Consider the following 16,485-nt stretch of genomic DNA (forward strand, 5'->3'; position numbering starts at 1 on the left):
GATACTATGGACGAAATCCCTTTGTTTCCGTTGGGACGGGCCTTGTTTCCCGACGGGGTGCTGCATCTGCGCGTGTTCGAGGTGCGCTATCTGGACATGATACGCCGCTGCATCGCGGACGGCAGCGAGTTCGGCGTAGTCGGCCTGCTGGAAGGCCGCGAGGTGCGCTCCCCGGAAAGCGTCGAAACCCTGGCGACCGCCGGCACCATGGCCCGCATCGACGCCTGGCATGCGCCCATGCCGGCGCTCATCCACGTCCGCTGCATAGGCACCGCGCCTTTCGAGCTATTGAGCAGCCGACAGGAAAAATACGGCCTTTGGGTGGGCCGCAGCGCTGCGCTGGAGCCCGATTCGCCCACGCCCCTGCCCGCCGCCTTGAAACCCAGCGCCGATGTCCTGGGCAGGCTCATTGCCAATATGCAGAAAGAAGAGATGCCCGCGGCCGCCATGCCGTTGGCGCCGCCCTTCAAGCTCGATGAATGCGGATGGGTGGCCGATCGCTGGGCCGAACTGCTGCCGCTGACGGCCCTGCAAAGGCAGAACCTGCTGAAAATGCGCGACCCGCGCCAGAGGCTGGAACGCGTGCAGGGCTATATACGCCTGCACGGACTGTTCGACTCTCAGGACCCTTAGGGCCTGTTAACAGGCCCTAAGCCAAAGCCCGGCGTGCTAGCGCAGCAGCCAGCTCGCCGCCCGCGACAAGGGGCCTTCGATCACCTGGTTGACCCGGGGCGGCAGGCTCAAGGGACGCAGCACCATCTTGGCCGCCATATTGACCGGATAATGGCGCTTGACCGCCTTGCCCAGCCCGCTCAGCACGGCCCGGAAAGCCTGCCTGTCCGCCTGCCGGTCGGCGCCGGGATGCCTGTGCGCATATACATGCCACAGGGCCACCTCGGCGTCCGAATTGCGGGCCTCGACCACGCGGCGCCGGATGGCTCCGAGCACTCGCCAGCGGCTGGGCGACTCGCGCTCGCTGTAGTGCCTGAAGTATTGGTAGAAATGCTTGTAGTGGCCGACCTCTTCGGCCCGGATGCGGGCCGCTATGCCGGACAGCACCGGTTCGGTCGCATGCTGGCTGAGCGCAGTGTAGAAGGTCGCCGTGCCCGTCTCGACGACGCAGCGCGCCACCATCTCGAGGCCGCGCGTCGGTTCGAATTCTTCGATGGTGCACATCTTGGAGTACTCGTCGAAGAAGGAGTCGTAGGCGGCCTGCCAGTCGAATTCAGGCCAGACGTGCCGCACATAGTCGCGCAAGGAGTAGCCGTGGCGCATTTCCTCGTGCTGCCATTGCTCTTGCAGCCATTGCACCACATCGTCGTCGCCCTCGAAATGCTGGATGAGGTTGCTGGTATATAGATCGGAGGCGATCTCGATGAACGACGCGCTGGTGACGAGATAGAACAAGTCTTCGCGCGTACGCGCTTCTGAAACGTCGATCTGTTCGAAGGGAATCTGATCCAATCCCCAACGAGGAGCTTGTATCGTGGACTCTTGCATCGGTTTGCGCTCTGCGTGTTGGTTGACTCGTGGCACTGAAGCGAATGCTAGTGTACGCTTATTCATGTCCAAGGATAACGCCCTGCGACGCCCCATGAATGTCAAGTTGTAAAGTCGCCATGGTATAAGAGCCAACCCATCCATTGCCTCCCTGTCCGCCGCGGCGTCAGCCTCGCGGGAAGACGCTCCGGCCGGCAAGGCGGCATGCCCAGTTCTCGTCAACAAGGAAAAAGCATGCAAAATACCTCCCAGACCCGTGACTCGGCTCTCCGCTACGGAAGCATCACCCGCACGCTGCACTGGCTCATGGCCGTGGTGCTCGCCTGGCAGTTCACGTCGGCCGGCGCCCATCTGCTGGCGGAAGATTCCGCTCTGGACGAATTCATGTGGTCCACCCACAAGACGTCCGGCTTCCTGCTCATGGTGCTGATTCTTGTCCGCGTGCTCTGGGCGCTGGCGAACACCGGACGCCGTCCGCCCTCGGTCAGCGTGCTGGCGCGTCTGGGCCACGCCTGTCTGTACCTGCTCATGGTCGCCGTTCCGCTCGTTGCGCTGATCCGCCAGTACGGTTCGGGCAGGGCCTTCTCGCCTTTCGGCATTCCGCTGATGTCCGGCTTCGAGGGCGATAAAATAGAATGGATGACCGACCTGGGCAGCACCTTCCACAGCCTGCTGGGCTGGCTGCTGTTCGCCCTTGTGGTCGGCCATATCGTCGCCGCCTTCTGGCATCACCTGGCGGGCGACAAGAACGTGATGTACCGCATCATCGGCACTCCCCGCCGCTGACTCGAGAATCGGCGCGCCCTCGGTCCCTTCCGCCGGGCCGTTCGGCCGCCGCCCACAGCAAGGACACGCCATGGCTCAATCGTTTCCGGGCTTCAATGCTCCCTCCGCCGGTTTCGACGAGCCGGTGGACATGCTCTCGGCCTGCCACGACAAATTGCGCAGCCGCTGCGAAACCCTGTCGCGGCTGCCGGACCACGTGGCCCGGCACGGCGCCGACGAGCACGCGCGCAGCGCGGCCCAGAGCATACTGCGCTATTTCGACGGCCCCGCCCTGTACCATCATGCCGACGAGGAAAAAGATCTTTTCCCCGCCCTGCTCGAATCGGTGGCCGGCTCCGATGCGACATGCCTGCGCGGCTTGTTCGACAGGCTGTCCACCGAACACCGCCAACTCGAGAGTCAATGGCAGCGCCTGCGGCCGCTGCTGCTCCGGCTGTGCGAAGGCGAGGCCGTGGCGCTGTCCGCCCGGGATATCCAGGCCTTCATGGACGGCTATGCCGACCACCTGCAATGCGAAGACCAGGAACTGCTCCCCCTGGCCCGGCGCATGCTCGATGGCGCATCGCTCGAGCGCATCGGAAGCGCCATGCGCGAGCGGCGCAATCCGGCCTGACGCTACTCCACCACGCCGCAGGCCATGCGGCCGCCGCCACCGCCCAGCGGCATGGGATGATCGGAGTAATTGTCGCCGCCCTCGTGCACCATCAGCGACCTGCCCTGGATCTGATCCAGCTTGGTCAGCCTGGGCGCCAACACCGGCAGCTGCGCGTTGCCCTTCGAGTCGACATAGAGCGCGGGCAGATCGCCCAGATGCCCGTCGCCCCATGGGGCCCCGTGCTTCTTGCTGCCCTCGGGATCCAGGTGCCCGCCGGCCGCGCCGGCGGCCGTCACCTTGCCATCCTTCTCCTCGGGTTCGCAGCTGGGCTTTTCGTGCACGTGGAAGCCGTGGACGCCGGGATTCAGGCCTTTGAGGTTGGGCGTAAACACCAGGCCGTACTTGGACTCGGACACGACGACTTCTCCGATCTCGTCCATCACGCCCTTCTGGGACACTTGATGCAGGGTCACCTTGACGTCCGCGTGCGCCGCCGTGGCAAGGAACCCGCCCAGAACCAAGGCGCCCGCCATCCACACGCAGCGGCGCCGCGCCGAGCGCCCTCGCTCGGCCGCGCCACCGGAACGGCCCGCCGGGAAATCGATTGCTGAAATTGACATGGATGCCTCCTGGTCAGACGAAGAAATGGAAATACAGCCTCGGCCCGCGGCAGCAAGCGCCATGCCCCGTTCAGGACTTCGCCTCGAGAAGCGCCTCGGCCATCTGCCATTCGCCGCTACGGATGCGAGCCACCATCGCGTTGCGCAGCCCTTCGGCGATATGCCGCACGCCTGCCGAGTGTCGGCGCACGTTGTTGACATACATGGACCAGGTCATGGGCAAGTCGACAATGGGGGCAGCCCGCAGCGTGCTCATAGGAAATTCATACAAGGCGCAGTACGGCATCACCGTCATGCCGTGCCCATCGTTCACCAATGAAAGGCAAAGGGGCAAGGTTTCCGCGTCGGCGGCACGCCGGTATTTTTCCCCATGCTGCTTCAGATAGGCCTCCACACGCATGCGGATGATGTTGGGACGGCCGGGCAGTATGAGCCGGCAGCGCCCCAACTGCCGAGCGTCGACGCCGCGATCAGGCCGCAGCCCCGAGTCGGCGTTGCCCACCAGGAACACCTGCTCGCGAACCAGCGGAATCCGTTCGAATTGGGGTGATTCGTCTTCGCGATCTTCCATGATCGCCACGTCGATCAGGCTTTGATGCATCCATTCGCGCAAGTGATGAAGAAACCCCTCGTAGATTCGCAATGACACCGGCGACTCGCGATCCAGTTCGCGCGATGCGAAGGGCGCGGTCACCAGCTTGTTCATGGAAAACGGCAGGCCGATGGAAACCTGGGTCTTGACCTGACGGCCGATTTCGGCCCGCAGCAGCTCGGCCTGCCGGAGTATGGGACGGGCGCCATTGGCCAGGATGAGTCCGGCGTCGGTAAGCCGCACGCCCCTCGAACCCCGTACCAGCAAGGTGACACTGAGATCATGCTCCAGCGCCGCGATGCGCCGGGCCAGTGCGGGCTGGGTCATTTCAAGGTCTTCGGCGGCGCGATTGATGCTTCCGAACTCCGCAACACGCAGAAAGCACTGCACAAGCTCCAGATTCATGTCTGCCTCCGATAAACGGGCCGCGTCTCGCATCCAAGCATATACGGTTTCTCGTCGCAGATAGACGTTTTTCGTTTAACGGCTCAACGATATTACATGTATCGCTGAACTGGCAAGCCTCCTAGAATCGATTTCAAAGAGGAGAAACCCAGCCATGACAACATCGGACGAAGCAATAGCCATCAGACGCGTCGTAACGGGACACGATAAGAACGGCAGATCCGTCATCGCCCAAGACAGTATTTCACCCTTCATCCTGACTCTGCCCAGCGTACCCGGCCTGGTGGTGACCGACCTGTGGAAGACTTTCGACTCTCCGGCAAATGCGCACGTCCTTGAAGAGCCCTGCACGCGCGACATTACCTTGACCCCGCCCAGGCGCGGCACCGTCCTGCGCACCGTGCAGTTCCCGCCCGATGCCAGCTACATGGACAAATGGGACCCGCATGCCCATTTTTCGTCTATGGGCAGCGAGTCGGCACTCGAGAATGCCCAAGACAAAGCCGCGATGCACTGCACCCAGACAGTCGACTATGCCATCGTGCTGTCGGGCGAAATATGGGCCCTGATGGACGAAGGCGAAGTCCTGCTTCGTCGCGGAGACGTTCTGGTGCAGCGGGCGACGAACCATGGCTGGAGCAATCGCAGCGAACAACCGGCGCTAGTCGCGTTCGTGCTCGTCGATGCGCAGCGGTACCACGGTCCGTCCGAAGACTGACATGCGAACCCTCCACATTCCCTCACAGCCTCGCCTGGCCGCCACCGTCTGCGGCTCGGGCCCCCTGGTCATCATGATCCACGGCTTGGGCGGCGACCGCAGCATCTGGCGGCCGCAACTGCAGGGGCTGAAAGACCACTTCACCGCGGTCAGCCTCGATCTGCGCGGCTACGGCGAGAGTGATCCTGCTCCCCTTCCGCTGGACTTCAAGAAAGACTTCTGCGCCGACGTGATCGCGACCATGGACTTCTTCGGCGCCCCCCGCGCGCATCTCGTCGGGCTCTCCATGGGGGGACGCGTCGCGCGCACCACTGCCTTGCAGGCGCCTCGACGGGTGGCCTCCTTGATCCTGGCCAACACCAGTCCGGGCTTCGATCACCTGGACGATGCCCAAGCCGAGGCGTTTATCCGCTCGCGCTCCAGCTTCGCCACCGACGAGCGTCTGCCACCCGAGTTCGGCCGCCGGCAAGCGGCGGCCATGATGGCCGATACGGCCTCCAGGCAAGCCCTGGACGCGGCGGCTCGAGCCATGAGCACCTTGCGGGCCGATCACTACTTAAGTGTATTGAGGGCGTCCACGATACAAGACCGCGGCGACAAGCTCGAGACCATCGGCTGTCCGACCCTGATCATCGCCAGCGACCAGGACACCGTCTATCCCCAGGCCGTCACGCAAGAACTGCTGGCCCGTATTCCGCACGCCGCCTCGGCCGTCATCGCCAACGCGGGGCACATCAGCAATCTAGAGCAGCCCCAGGCCTTCAACGAGGCGATCCTGGCGTTCCTGAAAGCTCAGAAAAACGATTCAGCGTACAGCTGATCCCCGGAGGAAACATGTATTTCAAATGGGAAGAATTCCCTTTGATTCCGCCCGATGAGGCCGATCCGGCAAATGGGCCGGCGCCGGTCATCATTGTGGGAGCCGGTCCGGTGGGCCTGTCCTTGGCCTTGGGCTTGGCGCGCCAGGGCGTGGGCAGCGTCGTCCTCGAAAAACGCCGCACCATATCCACCGGCAGCCGGGCGTTGGCCATGACCCGCCGCAGCATGCAGATTCTCGACCAGTTGGGCGTAGGCCAGGCCGTGCTCGACAAAGCCCTCACGTGGAACGAAGGCTGGACCTTCTACGACCGCCACATGGTCCATCACATGAACATCGCGCCGCCTCCCAACGAGAAGCATGGGCAGACCAATCTGCAGCAATGCTGGATGGAGCGGCTGCTGCTCGACGAAATACAGAAGTATCCCGACGTTCAGGTGCGGTACGGGCACGAAGTGCTGGATGTGGAACCCTATTCCGACCGAGTCGTGCTAAAGGTTCAGACGGAGCTGGGCTCGTACGAGGCTAAGGCCCGATACCTGGTTGCTGCCGACGGGCCGCATGGCCAAACCCGCAAGCGTCTCGGCCTGGCCTACGAAGGAACCTCTTATACGCAGCAGTTCGTCATCAACGACATCATTTGCAAGCTGCCCATCCCCGCCGGACGGCGTCTTTTCTTCAATCCGCCCTACCTGCCGGGCAAGGCGGTACTGATGCATCAAGCGCCTTTCGACATGTGGCGCCTGGACTTCCAGCTGCTGGACGGCCAGGACGCCGAAGAAGAAATGGCAGCCGAGAAAGTGCACAAGCGCATTCGCGCCCATTTCGAACTCATGGGAATTCAAGCCGACTACGAACTGCTTTTGACTTCGGTATACCGGACCAACGCGCTTAGCCTTCCTACTTACAACCGAGGCCGTGTGCTGTTCGCGGGCGACGCGGCACATCAAGTGCCCATCTTCGGCGGGCGCGGGGTCAACCACGGTTATGCCGACGCCCACAACCTGGCATGGAAACTGGCGCGGGTCGTAAAGGGGACGGCGGACGCCACGCTGCTCGACACGTATACCCTGGAACGGCGCGGCGACATCCTGGACACCCTCGACGAGCTTACGCGCACGACGCTATTTATCACGACGCCCTCGCCCGGCGTGGCCCTGATGCGGGAAGCCGTGCTTTCGCTGTCGATCGACGACGGCTTCCTTGCCAATCTCTTCGACCCGTATGCCTCGGCCCCCTACCGCTATAGCGACAGCCCGCTCAATGCCACTCCTGCGAACGACGCAGACTTCTCGCCGCGCGGCGAGGTGGGGTCTATTTGCCCGGATGGCGTCATCGACTCCGAGAGTCGACTGTACGAACTTTTCGGTACAGGCTTCGCTCTGCTGGTCTTCGTGGACGAGCCCGTCCAGGCGGCCGCGCAGCCTTCATGGCCAGAGGCTGATTCCGCCGTCGAGCGGCTACAGCACATCATCATTCCGGTTTCGTCCGAAATTACTCGTCTGCTGGATGCCCGGCCTGGCACCATCTATCTCGTCAGGCCCGACAACCGCATCGCAGGGCGATGGCGCCAACATAATGCGCAGGCGCTGCGAGACGCCCTGGACCGGCTCGGCGGGGCCACGTCCCGCTCCATGGAGGCTTCTTGACATGACCCAATCCACTCCTTGCCCCGCCTTCAATGAATCGGGATTCGAATCGCTGGCCTCGGCCATCGACCGTATCGACGCCGAACAGCGCAACGTGTTTCTGTGCAAGCTGGCCATCCTGCTTGCATCCCATGCGGGCCCCGGCGTCCTGGCCGCATGCATACCCAAGGCCGAACGCCATCTTCGCCCTGTTTCTCCGGCCTAGAGGCTGCGCCTATAACGCGTCCCCGGACGCATCGACAAAATCATAATATCGGAGACACTCATGAAACATCGCATTCGCCTGCTTCTCGCCGGAGCATTGCTGCTCGGCTCCAGCGCCGCCATGGCGCAGAACACAAAGGTGACCATTGGCTTTTCGTCGGCAGCCGACTTCCTCCCCGTCATGGTCGCCAAAGAAACCGGCATCTTCGAAAAACACGGCATCGATGCCGAACTGACCAAGGTCGCGCTCATTTCCAATATTCCCGCAGCGCTCATGTCCGGCAGCCTGCAGATCGGCGCGGCCACGCCGCCCATGCTGCTCGATACCTCGCGCTCCGGCCTCGACCTGCCCGCCATCAGCGCCGCAACCCGCTTTCTGGCCGACCCGGCGATTTTCAGTGTGGTGGCGCGCGAAGGCACCGACATCAAGACCGCCAAGGACCTCGAAGGCAAGCGCATCGGCGTGCCCGGGCTGCGCAGCGTCGCCGACGTCGTATTCCGCAAGTGGCTACAGGACAAAGGCGCCGACGTAAGCAAGCTGTCCATCGTCGAAGCTCCCTTCCCTCAGATGAAGGACATGCTCAAGTCCGGTACCATCGACGCCGTGCCCGTACTCGAGCCTTTCCGGGCGCGCATCGTCGCCGACGGCACAGGCTACCGCGTCGCCGACTACATGGCGGAAGTCAGCCCCGACATTCTGGGCGCCATATGGGTCGGACAGCGCTCCTGGCTCGATGCCCATCCCAATGTGGTGGAAGGCTTTCGCCGCTCTTTGGCCGAAGGCATCCAGTACATCCACGATCATCCCGACAAGGCGCGCGACATCGAGAAGAAATACCTGGGTTTCAGCTCGACCTTTCCCATTCCTTATTCGACCAAGCTCGAAAAGGCCGACTTCGAGGCCTACGCTGAAATGTTCAAAAGCGCCGGCTATGTCGATAAGATCCCGGACACAGCCAACCTGATCTATCCTTGAAGCGGCCGTACATGTTCATGGATCCCGATACTCATCTCATCCCCTCCGGCAGCGCGGCGGCCGGCGAAAGCGTCGCCGCGCTGGACATCCAGGGAGTCTCCATGGTTTTCGGGCGGGGCGATGCCGCGCACACCGTCATAGACAGGCTCGACTTCCAAGTCCGCCATGGTGAATTCCTGTGCATAGTCGGGGCCTCTGGATGTGGCAAGACCACGCTGCTACGCCTGCTGGCCGGCTTGGCCAGCCCCACCCATGGCGCGGTGTCTTTCCTCGGTGGCGCCATCAAAGGTCCATCCCGCGACCGCGCCATCGTCTTCCAGGACTATGGCCGCGCCCTGCTTCCCTGGCGCACTGTGTACGGAAACATTTCCCTGGCACTTGAAAATACTCCGCTCGGAAAGCGGCAGCGGCACGAGCGCATCCTCGAACTGGCGAACAAGATGGGATTGGCGCATGCTGTGGACCGTTACCCCGATCAACTCTCGGGCGGCATGCAGCAACGCGTGCAAATCGCCCGCTGCCTGGCCCAGGATCCCAAACTGCTGCTCATGGACGAGCCGTTCGGCGCACTCGACGCCATCACCCGGCAAAGCCTGCAAGATGAAGTGGCGCGGCTGACCCGCGAACATCGCACCACGGTGGTGTTCATCACCCATGATCTCGAAGAGGCCATTTACCTGGGCGATCGCGTCATCGTCCTCGCCGCCAACCCCGGCCGCATCCTGGCCGACATCGCCATCCCTATCTCGCGCCCGCGCAACCAGCTCACCACGCGGGAAGAACCCGTCTTCCTCGACCTTAGGCATCAGGTCTACGGCCTGCTGGAGGGCCACTGATGCTTCGCTTGGCCAAGGGTGTTCTCATTCCCGCCGCGCTGCTCATCATCTGGGAGCTCGGCTGGCACATCAGCGGGTATGAATCGCTGTCCCGGCCCTTCGACATCGCGCTGGCCTTGTATGCCGGGCTGCTCGACGGGTCGGTGCCTCGGCTCACCTGGCAGACTCTCAAGGCCGCCATGTTCGGTTTCGCCGTCGCCTCCGCATTGGGCGTGCTCGGCGGAATAGCCTTGGGCCTGGCCTGGAGCGCCGAACGCGTCGTCCGTCCAGTCATAGACCTTCTGCGCCCCATTCCATCGGTGGCCTTGATTCCTCTGGCGATGCTGATCTTTGGCTTCGGGGTGCGCATGGAAGCCTCGATCGTGGCATTCGCATGCCTGTGGCCCGTGCTCATCATCACGATTACCGCCGTGCGCAGTATCGAGCCCAGTTTGATCGAGCTCTCCAGAACGCTGGAGATGAAGCCGCTGCAGCGCATGATACGCATCATCGTGCCGGCGGCCCTTGGCCGGATCAGCGTCGGCCTCCAATTGGCACTGGCCATTTCGCTGGTCGTCGCCGTCACGGTCGAAATCGTCATCAATCCGCAAGGCCTGGGCTACGGAATGATGTCGGCGCAGCAGTCTCTGCGCTTCGATGTGATGTATGCGCTGCTGGTCTGGACAGGCTTCGTGGGGTGGGCGCTGAGCCGGGCGGGCCAATGGTTTGTCGGACGCTGTTCGCCCGGCCGCAGGGCATCCCGCGAAGGAGCGCCGGCGTGAGCGCGATCTTGTCTAACAGGTGGGCCGCCTACGCTGCGTCCGCCGTGTTTGTTCTGCTTCTGCTCGGTATATGGCAGACGCTGGCCGCCTACGAATTCATCTCCCCGCTGTTCTTTCCCGCACCCACCCGCACGCTTTCCACGTTGTGGGAACTCATCGTGCAGGGCCAGATCTGGCCGCCAACCTGGGCGACCATCGTAAGAATGCTCTATGGCTGGGCCGCCGCGTCTATCGCCGGCGTAGTACTGGGTGCGTTGATCACTCGTTCCCGGATCGTCCATGAACTCCTCAGTCCCACGTTGGAGTTCATGCGACCCATGCCAGCGTCAGCTTTCATTCCCGTGGCCATCCTGGTCTTCGGCCTGAGCAATCAGATGTCGACCGCCATCATTGCGTTCGGGTCGCTCTGGCCGGTACTTCTTGCCGCCGTCCAGGGCTTCAGCACGGTGGAACCACGCTTATATGAGGTCGCAGACGCATTGGGCATGTCCCAGCGGGAGCGCTTCGTGAAAGTATCGCTGCCCAGCGCGCTCACCGACATCGTGGCAGGCGCCCGGGTCGGGCTGGCCATCGCATTGATACTCGCCGTCGTAACGGAAATGCAAGCCTCGTTGCCGGGGCTCGGCCAAAGCATTCTGAATGCCCAACGCTCTTTTCAGACTCCCGAACTTTACGCCTGCGTGATCATGCTGGGCTGCATTGGCTTCCTGGCCTCGACACTGCTGCAATGGTGTGAGCGTCGCATCATCCTTCACAAGTAAAACTTGACCTGCGTCCCTTGGCGAGTTACAATTTTTAGTTGAATAAACGCCTATTCAAATACCAACAAGTTATATAGCGGCAAGTTATAAGCGCACGCACCTTTGGCGATACCAGGGCTGCGCATCATCGGCTTCCCGTGCATATCAAGCACGCGGCTGCAACGTCCCACCAAGCAGAACCCCACGGTTCCCGCCGCTTGACTTGAACGGCGGGCAGTCCGCCACCTACGCAATGCGGTCCCGGCACACGCCACGCACCGGTACGCCGCTTCATCAACCCGCGCCAAACGCGCCCGACGACATGGCAATCCGCGCCACGAACGCGGTCTTGCAGCATTGTCATTCACAGGAGAAACCATATATGGCAAAAGAAGAACTGTTGGAAATGAGCGGCTCCGTTACAGAAGTCCTTCCCGATTCCCGTTTTCGTGTCCTGCTGGACAACGGCCATCCCGTCGTCGCCTACACCGGCGGCAAAATGCGCAAGCACCACATCCGCATCCTGGCGGGTGACAAAGTCACCCTGGAAATGTCGCCCTACGACTTGAGCAAGGGCCGCATCACCTTCCGCCACCTGCCCAATCGCCCCGCCTACACGCCCGCGCGCAAGCGTCATTAAGGGCTGCCCGGTTTCCCCGGGAATTCAATCGGACTGGCTTGCCGGCGTGGCAAAGCGCTCCAGCGTGCCGCCATGCTCGGCGACATCCGTCCAGCCGTCCACCTCGAAATCGATGACCGCCAGGGCTCCAGGCGGATAGTCGCTGTGCAGCCTGGCGAATGCGTTGCGATCGGCTCGGCCGATGAGATGCAGCGCAAGCCGATGCATGCCGGGGTTGTGTCCGACGACCACCAGGCTTTCATGCTCGTCCGCCGTGCCGCGGATGGCCGCCAGGATGGCATCCTGCGTCGATTCGTAGATGCGCCGCTCGAACATCGCCGGCACGAGTTCGGGCAAGGCCTTCTGCACCAGCTCCCAGGTGCTGCGCGTACGCGTGGAAGTGGACACCAGGGCCATCTGCGGCAACAGGCCCGCTTGTGCGAGATAGACGCCCATGGACGCGGCATCGTCGCGCCCCTGCGCGCTGAGCGGACGCTCGTGGTCGCTCGTTCCCGGAGGACGGTCCGCTTCGGCATGACGCAGCAGGAAAAGTCGACGGGACGGTGCGGGCATCGGGGCTCCTTGCGCAAAAAGTCTTAACGTAACAGGCCCTAGGCCTCGCGACAAGCCAACAGGCGGTAGCGCGGCACCGCCTCGCCGCCCGCCGATTCGGCAAGGGCCAAACGGGCCGCCCTCCAGTCGATCGCTTCGAAATGCATTTGAGGCGGATGAGTCTTGCGCGCCAATGTGACGTGGGGGACGAAACCGGCCTCGCGGCGGAATGCAAGCCTTGCCAAAGCGGGCATGTCGAGCAGGCGGCGCCGCAGTTCGGGCAGGCCTTGGGGCACATTGCCCATGCCGGCCCATACGACTTTCTGCCGCTCGAATTCGCCATAGCGGTCCAGGATAAGCGACATGGGACTGAATGCGATCTCGTCCACCACCCTGCGCAAATCCGGCAGGCTCTCCAGCGGCTGCACGCCCAGAAAAGCCAGCGTCAGGTGGAAGTCGCGCGCATGTGTCTTGCGCCCGCCCTGCAGCGCCGCCTGCCTGTCGGCGAGCTGGCGGGCCACGGCGTCATCGGGCCAAAGCGCAAAAAAGAGGCGTCCGGTGTTTTGCTGCATGCGTCAATGCAAAATTCAATGGCAGTCGGGTACAGTCTGGTCCAGATAGACTTCGAATGCAATGTCCCGCGTCATATCCGAGATAAGCTTGTTGAAGTAGGCCTGGGATTTCCAGCGCCCCACCATTTCCTTCAGCTGCTTCGCCAGGTCTTCGCTGCCCGCCGGGACGAGAAAATACTGCTCCGCGGCCTCGCCCGGAGGCAGGCTGGCCGAGAACTTCTTCCATTCGGGGAAACGCAGCAGCGCCTTGAGCATGGTGTCGTCGTGCACGGCCGCGTCGCATTCGCCTGTGCGCAACGCAAGCAGCGAGTCGGCTGGAGCGCGATAGACCTGCTCTATGGCGCCGTAACGCTCGGCAATGCGGCCTACGTAGCGGCCGTCTTGGGCCAGGCAGACTGTGCGGCCCTTCAATTGCCGCCACGATTTGATGTCGGTGTCGGTGCGCATGATCGCCATGGGCCGGGTGACCTGGCCTGTGGCGATGGCGATCGCTCGGCCGCCCTGCCGCCGGGCCTGCGACTTGGGCAAATCGGCCACCGCGAAATCGACGCTGTCCATCGACACGGAACTGGCGGTCGCATCGAACTCGACGAACTTTGCACCGCGCTGCTGGCGCGCGGCCACCTCGCCCGCCAATAGGGTTTCTATGCTTTCGGGCGTACGCACCTTGGCGCCGCCCACGAAAGGCGGCGGCACGTAGCGCAGGCCCACGGTCAGGTCCGGCCCGGACGACGCGGCGGCGCCGGTCTGGGCGCAACCCAGGAACAGCGCCGCAACGAAGATCCGGAATCCCTTGCTAAACATATTGGTAGCGCAGCAGCTTGCGTTTCAGGTTCTCGAGCAGGACCTGATCGATGAGAGTGGCCAGAATGGCGATGGTCAGGATGTTGGCCATCACGCCCGTCATGTCGGCGGTTTCGCCCGCATAGGCCAGCGACCGGCCCAAGCCCTGTCCGAAGCCGATCAGCATCTCGGCCGAAATCAGCGCCCGCCACGCATTGCCGAAGGCCAGCTGCGCGCCGGTGATCAGCTCGGGCATGACGGCCGGCAGGTAGACGCGTTTGACCATGCCCCAGCGCGAGGCGCCCATGACCCGGGCCGCCGAGACATGCACCTTCAGCACGCTCTCGGTGGCGTTCATGACCGACAGCGCGGCGGGAAAGAAAGCGGCCAGCGCGATGACCACGATGATGGGCACGTTGCCGAAGCCCATCAGGATCAGGAACAGCGGCACCCAGGCGATGGAGGGAATGGACTGCAGAATGATGATGGCGGACTTGAGCACTTCGCGGAAGAAGTACAGTACGCCGCCCAGCAGGCCCAGGCCGATGCCGAACAGCAGCGCGATGCCGTAGCCGAAGCCCAGCCGGGTCAGGCTGCCTGACAGCACCTGGCGGAATTCGCCGGTCTGGATGTCGGCCCAAAGGCGGGCGATGACCGTCGGCACGCCCGGCATCAGGAAGTCGGGCAGCGTCCAGGCGGCGGTCTGCCAGATCAGCAGGATGAACAGAATGGCCACCGCCATGGCGGCGGCTTTTTGAAAACGGGTAAGTTGTGAACGGGAGCTCATGGAGTGCTTCAAAACAAGATGGCCGGCAGCGACCGGCCATCTCTGGTTGGAACGACAGCGCAAGGATTATAGTTTGCGCGCTTCCTGCCAGCTGAGGTCGACGATGGTGCTCACGTCGAAGCGGGAGCCGTCACGCGTCTTGAGCGCGCCCTGCTCTTGCATGATGTCGGCGATTTCCTGCATGCGGGCCAGTTCCTTCGGGGTAAGAACGGGGCTGAAGGTCTGGCTGGCAATGGCGTCGCGGATGACCTGTTCGCGGGGCACGTCGCCATGCTCCTGCGTCTTCAGCGTGGGCTCGGCAATGAAATACGGCGCAATGAGCTTGGCGGCTTCGTCCGGCTTGTTGGCCAGCAGCTCGATCGCTTCGCGCTGGGCGTCCATCGAGGCCCATACGCCGTCTTTGTTCTTGCCCAGCGTCTCGCCCGAGGTGATCACCACCATGCAGGGGAAGGGCCAGACTTCGCCGATCTCGTAGATTTCGGTAACCGGCGCCACCAGCTTGGCGATGCTGGCCTGCGGCTCGAACAGGAAGGCCGCCTCGACACGGTTGCCGACCAGCGACTGCACGGCCACCTGCGGGCTGACGCCCATGATGTTGAGGTCGCTGGCCTGCAGGCCGGCGTCCTTCAGCACCACGCCGCGCAATACGGTGTCGGCGGTGCTGCCCTCTTTCTGGGAGGCCAGCGTGCGGCCCTTCAGGTCGGCCACGGTCTTGATGTTGGCGTCGTCGCGCACCACGATGGCGTGATAGCCGTGCTGGGCGCCGCCCACCACTTTGAGATCGGCGCCGCGCGAGGACCACGAAGCGGCATTGGTAAAGCCCAGGACTCCGGTATCGAGCTGGCCGCCCACGATGGCCTTGATGAGGTCGGTGCCCGACTTGAACTCGACCAGTTCGACGTCCAGCCCATGCTTTTTGTAGAAGCCGCCTTCGTACGCGGCCATGACCTGGGCGTCGTCCATGACGCGCAGATAGCCGATCTTGAATTTCTCGGCGGCGATGGCCTGGCCGGAAAGCGCCAGGGCCGCCAGGGCCGGCAACAACATACGCATAAACTTCATACTGCCACTCCTTCTAGGGATTCTTGTGTTTCTGAAACCGTTTCGGCCTCGTCGCCGCCCTGCTCCGCGTGGATGCCGAGCAGGCTCAGGATTTCGCGCCGCATGTCCGAAAATTCGGACAGATCATGTGTTTTTTCGTGCTGCGCAAGAGAAAACTCTTTCAACACGGTGGCCGGTCGCTTGCTGAAGACCAGGATGCGGTCCGCCAGGAACAGGGCCTCGTCGACGTCGTGCGTCACCAGCAGCACGGTGGGGCCGGCTTCGCGGATCAATTGGCGCAAGGCGTCTTGCAGGGTCATGCGGGTCAGGGCATCGAGCGCGCCGAAAGGCTCGTCCAGCAGCAGGGCCTTGGGACGGGTGATGAAGGCGCGCGCAAGCGCGGCGCGTTGGCGCATGCCGCCCGATACCTGGTGCGGATAGTAGTCTTCGAAGCTCTTGAGATTGACCTTCTCGAGCCATTCACGCGCCTGCGCCTCGGCCCGCTTCTTGTCGACCTTCTGGAATTCCAGCGCCAGCGCCACGTTCTGGACCAGCGTCATCCACGGGTAGAGGGCGTTCTCCTGGAACATGAGCGTGCGTTCGGGGTCCGGACCGCGCACCGGCTTGCCGTCGGCCAGCATGGCGCCCGCCGAAGGCTTTTCCAGCCCCGCCGCAATGTGCAGCAGCGTGGATTTTCCGCAGCCCGAAGGGCCGACCAGGGCGACGAGCTCGCCCGAATCGATTTCACGGCTGAACTCCTCGACCACGTTGAGGTCGCCGAAGCGCTTCTTGATGTGTTGGAATGCAAGTTTCATGAAAAGCAGTACAAGGCGTGTCCGGCGCCATGGCGACCCGCGGCTCAAAAACCTTTATAGCCATACGGGTATTAAGCACGCCTTGAACACATTGATTGACGTATATGAAACTTTACT

21 protein-coding genes are annotated in these 16,485 nt (G+C 63.0%); 12 read left to right on the forward strand and 9 right to left on the reverse strand.

Translation table 11 applies throughout. The features are described 5' to 3' along the window. Positions 1-6 precede the first annotated feature (6 nt). Positions 7-633: an LON peptidase substrate-binding domain-containing protein gene (locus CSC67_RS15300; RefSeq protein WP_118995316.1), complete on the forward strand. Its 627-nt coding sequence runs from the start codon at positions 7-9 to the stop codon at positions 631-633. 36 nt (positions 634-669) lie between these two features. Here the strand turns inward: CSC67_RS15300 and CSC67_RS15305 are convergent, their stop codons facing one another. Further along, a complete protein-coding gene (locus CSC67_RS15305) occupies positions 670-1,500 on the reverse strand; it encodes a ferritin-like domain-containing protein (RefSeq protein ID WP_167752919.1) in 831 nt (276 codons plus the stop codon). Between the two features lie 234 nt (positions 1,501-1,734). Between CSC67_RS15305 and CSC67_RS15310 the strand changes: the two genes are divergently transcribed. Together CSC67_RS15310 and CSC67_RS15315 are read left to right on the forward strand one after the other, a co-directional pair. Beyond that, positions 1,735-2,286 (forward strand): cytochrome b, encoded by a 552-nt coding sequence (locus CSC67_RS15310; RefSeq protein ID WP_118995318.1) that lies wholly within the window; start codon positions 1,735-1,737, stop codon positions 2,284-2,286. A gap of 70 nt (positions 2,287-2,356) precedes the next feature. Next, positions 2,357-2,899, forward strand: a complete 543-nt coding sequence (locus tag CSC67_RS15315) for a hemerythrin domain-containing protein (protein WP_118995319.1) — start codon at positions 2,357-2,359, stop codon at positions 2,897-2,899. A 2-nt stretch (positions 2,900-2,901) separates the two neighbouring features. Here the strand turns inward: CSC67_RS15315 and sodC are convergent, their stop codons facing one another. Continuing rightward, the gene (gene sodC, locus CSC67_RS15320) at positions 2,902-3,414 is read right to left on the reverse strand and encodes a superoxide dismutase family protein (protein ID WP_118995509.1); all 513 of its coding nucleotides are present in this window, start codon (positions 3,412-3,414) and stop codon (positions 2,902-2,904) included. Positions 3,415-3,571: 157 nt separating this feature from the next. Continuing rightward, positions 3,572-4,498, reverse strand: a complete 927-nt coding sequence (locus CSC67_RS15325) for a LysR family transcriptional regulator (RefSeq protein ID WP_167752920.1) — start codon at positions 4,496-4,498, stop codon at positions 3,572-3,574. 154 nt (positions 4,499-4,652) lie between these two features. On the opposite strand from CSC67_RS15325, the gene CSC67_RS15330 reads away from it, so the two are divergent. The 9 genes from CSC67_RS15330 (at position 4,653) to infA (ending at position 11,839) form a co-directional block, all read left to right on the forward strand. Next, the gene (locus CSC67_RS15330) at positions 4,653-5,216 is read left to right on the forward strand and encodes a cupin domain-containing protein (RefSeq protein WP_118995321.1); all 564 of its coding nucleotides are present in this window, start codon (positions 4,653-4,655) and stop codon (positions 5,214-5,216) included. Between the two features lies 1 nt (position 5,217). Beyond that, positions 5,218-6,036 (forward strand): alpha/beta fold hydrolase, encoded by an 819-nt coding sequence (locus tag CSC67_RS15335; protein WP_167752921.1) that lies wholly within the window; start codon positions 5,218-5,220, stop codon positions 6,034-6,036. Between the two features lie 14 nt (positions 6,037-6,050). Further along, positions 6,051-7,682 (forward strand): FAD-dependent monooxygenase, encoded by a 1,632-nt coding sequence (locus CSC67_RS15340; protein WP_118995323.1) that lies wholly within the window; start codon positions 6,051-6,053, stop codon positions 7,680-7,682. Position 7,683: 1 nt separating this feature from the next. Further along, the gene (locus CSC67_RS15345; RefSeq protein WP_118995324.1) at positions 7,684-7,887 is read left to right on the forward strand and encodes a hypothetical protein; all 204 of its coding nucleotides are present in this window, start codon (positions 7,684-7,686) and stop codon (positions 7,885-7,887) included. A gap of 60 nt (positions 7,888-7,947) precedes the next feature. Further along, positions 7,948-8,862 carry an ABC transporter substrate-binding protein gene (locus CSC67_RS15350; RefSeq protein WP_118995325.1) on the forward strand — a complete coding sequence of 305 codons (915 nt, stop codon included), beginning with the start codon at positions 7,948-7,950 and terminating at the stop codon, positions 8,860-8,862. Positions 8,863-8,879: 17 nt separating this feature from the next. Then, positions 8,880-9,698 (forward strand): ABC transporter ATP-binding protein, encoded by an 819-nt coding sequence (locus tag CSC67_RS15355; protein ID WP_245220253.1) that lies wholly within the window; start codon positions 8,880-8,882, stop codon positions 9,696-9,698. After that, entirely contained in the window at positions 9,698-10,459 is a 762-nt protein-coding gene (locus tag CSC67_RS15360) for an ABC transporter permease (RefSeq protein WP_118995326.1), read from the forward strand. The genes CSC67_RS15355 and CSC67_RS15360 overlap by 1 nt, the downstream gene beginning before the upstream one ends. Then, positions 10,456-11,220, forward strand: a complete 765-nt coding sequence (locus CSC67_RS15365) for an ABC transporter permease (protein ID WP_167752922.1) — start codon at positions 10,456-10,458, stop codon at positions 11,218-11,220. The genes CSC67_RS15360 and CSC67_RS15365 overlap by 4 nt, the downstream gene beginning before the upstream one ends. A gap of 361 nt (positions 11,221-11,581) precedes the next feature. Further along, complete coding sequence (gene infA, locus CSC67_RS15370) at positions 11,582-11,839, forward strand: translation initiation factor IF-1 (RefSeq protein WP_118995328.1); 258 nt, start codon at positions 11,582-11,584, stop codon at positions 11,837-11,839. 24 nt (positions 11,840-11,863) lie between these two features. Here the strand turns inward: infA and CSC67_RS15375 are convergent, their stop codons facing one another. From CSC67_RS15375 to CSC67_RS15400, 6 genes are all read right to left on the reverse strand, one after another. Continuing rightward, a complete protein-coding gene (locus tag CSC67_RS15375) occupies positions 11,864-12,391 on the reverse strand; it encodes a SixA phosphatase family protein (RefSeq protein ID WP_118995329.1) in 528 nt (175 codons plus the stop codon). Positions 12,392-12,429: 38 nt separating this feature from the next. Beyond that, a complete protein-coding gene (gene thpR, locus CSC67_RS15380) occupies positions 12,430-12,942 on the reverse strand; it encodes an RNA 2',3'-cyclic phosphodiesterase (protein WP_118995330.1) in 513 nt (170 codons plus the stop codon). A 15-nt stretch (positions 12,943-12,957) separates the two neighbouring features. Further along, positions 12,958-13,746 carry a type 2 periplasmic-binding domain-containing protein gene (locus CSC67_RS15385; RefSeq protein ID WP_118995331.1) on the reverse strand — a complete coding sequence of 263 codons (789 nt, stop codon included), beginning with the start codon at positions 13,744-13,746 and terminating at the stop codon, positions 12,958-12,960. Beyond that, positions 13,739-14,467: an ABC transporter permease gene (locus CSC67_RS15390; protein WP_425337664.1), complete on the reverse strand. Its 729-nt coding sequence runs from the start codon at positions 14,465-14,467 to the stop codon at positions 13,739-13,741. The genes CSC67_RS15385 and CSC67_RS15390 overlap by 8 nt, the downstream gene beginning before the upstream one ends. Before the next feature lie 111 nt (positions 14,468-14,578). Beyond that, complete coding sequence (locus tag CSC67_RS15395; protein ID WP_118995333.1) at positions 14,579-15,574, reverse strand: ABC transporter substrate-binding protein; 996 nt, start codon at positions 15,572-15,574, stop codon at positions 14,579-14,581. Further along, positions 15,571-16,368, reverse strand: coding sequence for an ABC transporter ATP-binding protein (locus tag CSC67_RS15400; protein WP_118995334.1), 798 nt, complete (start codon positions 16,366-16,368; stop codon positions 15,571-15,573). The genes CSC67_RS15395 and CSC67_RS15400 overlap by 4 nt, the downstream gene beginning before the upstream one ends. Positions 16,369-16,485: the final 117 nt, after the last annotated feature.

This window comes from Pusillimonas caeni (assembly GCF_003545815.1).
GTDB classification, from domain to species: domain Bacteria; phylum Pseudomonadota; class Gammaproteobacteria; order Burkholderiales; family Burkholderiaceae_B; genus Pusillimonas; species Pusillimonas caeni.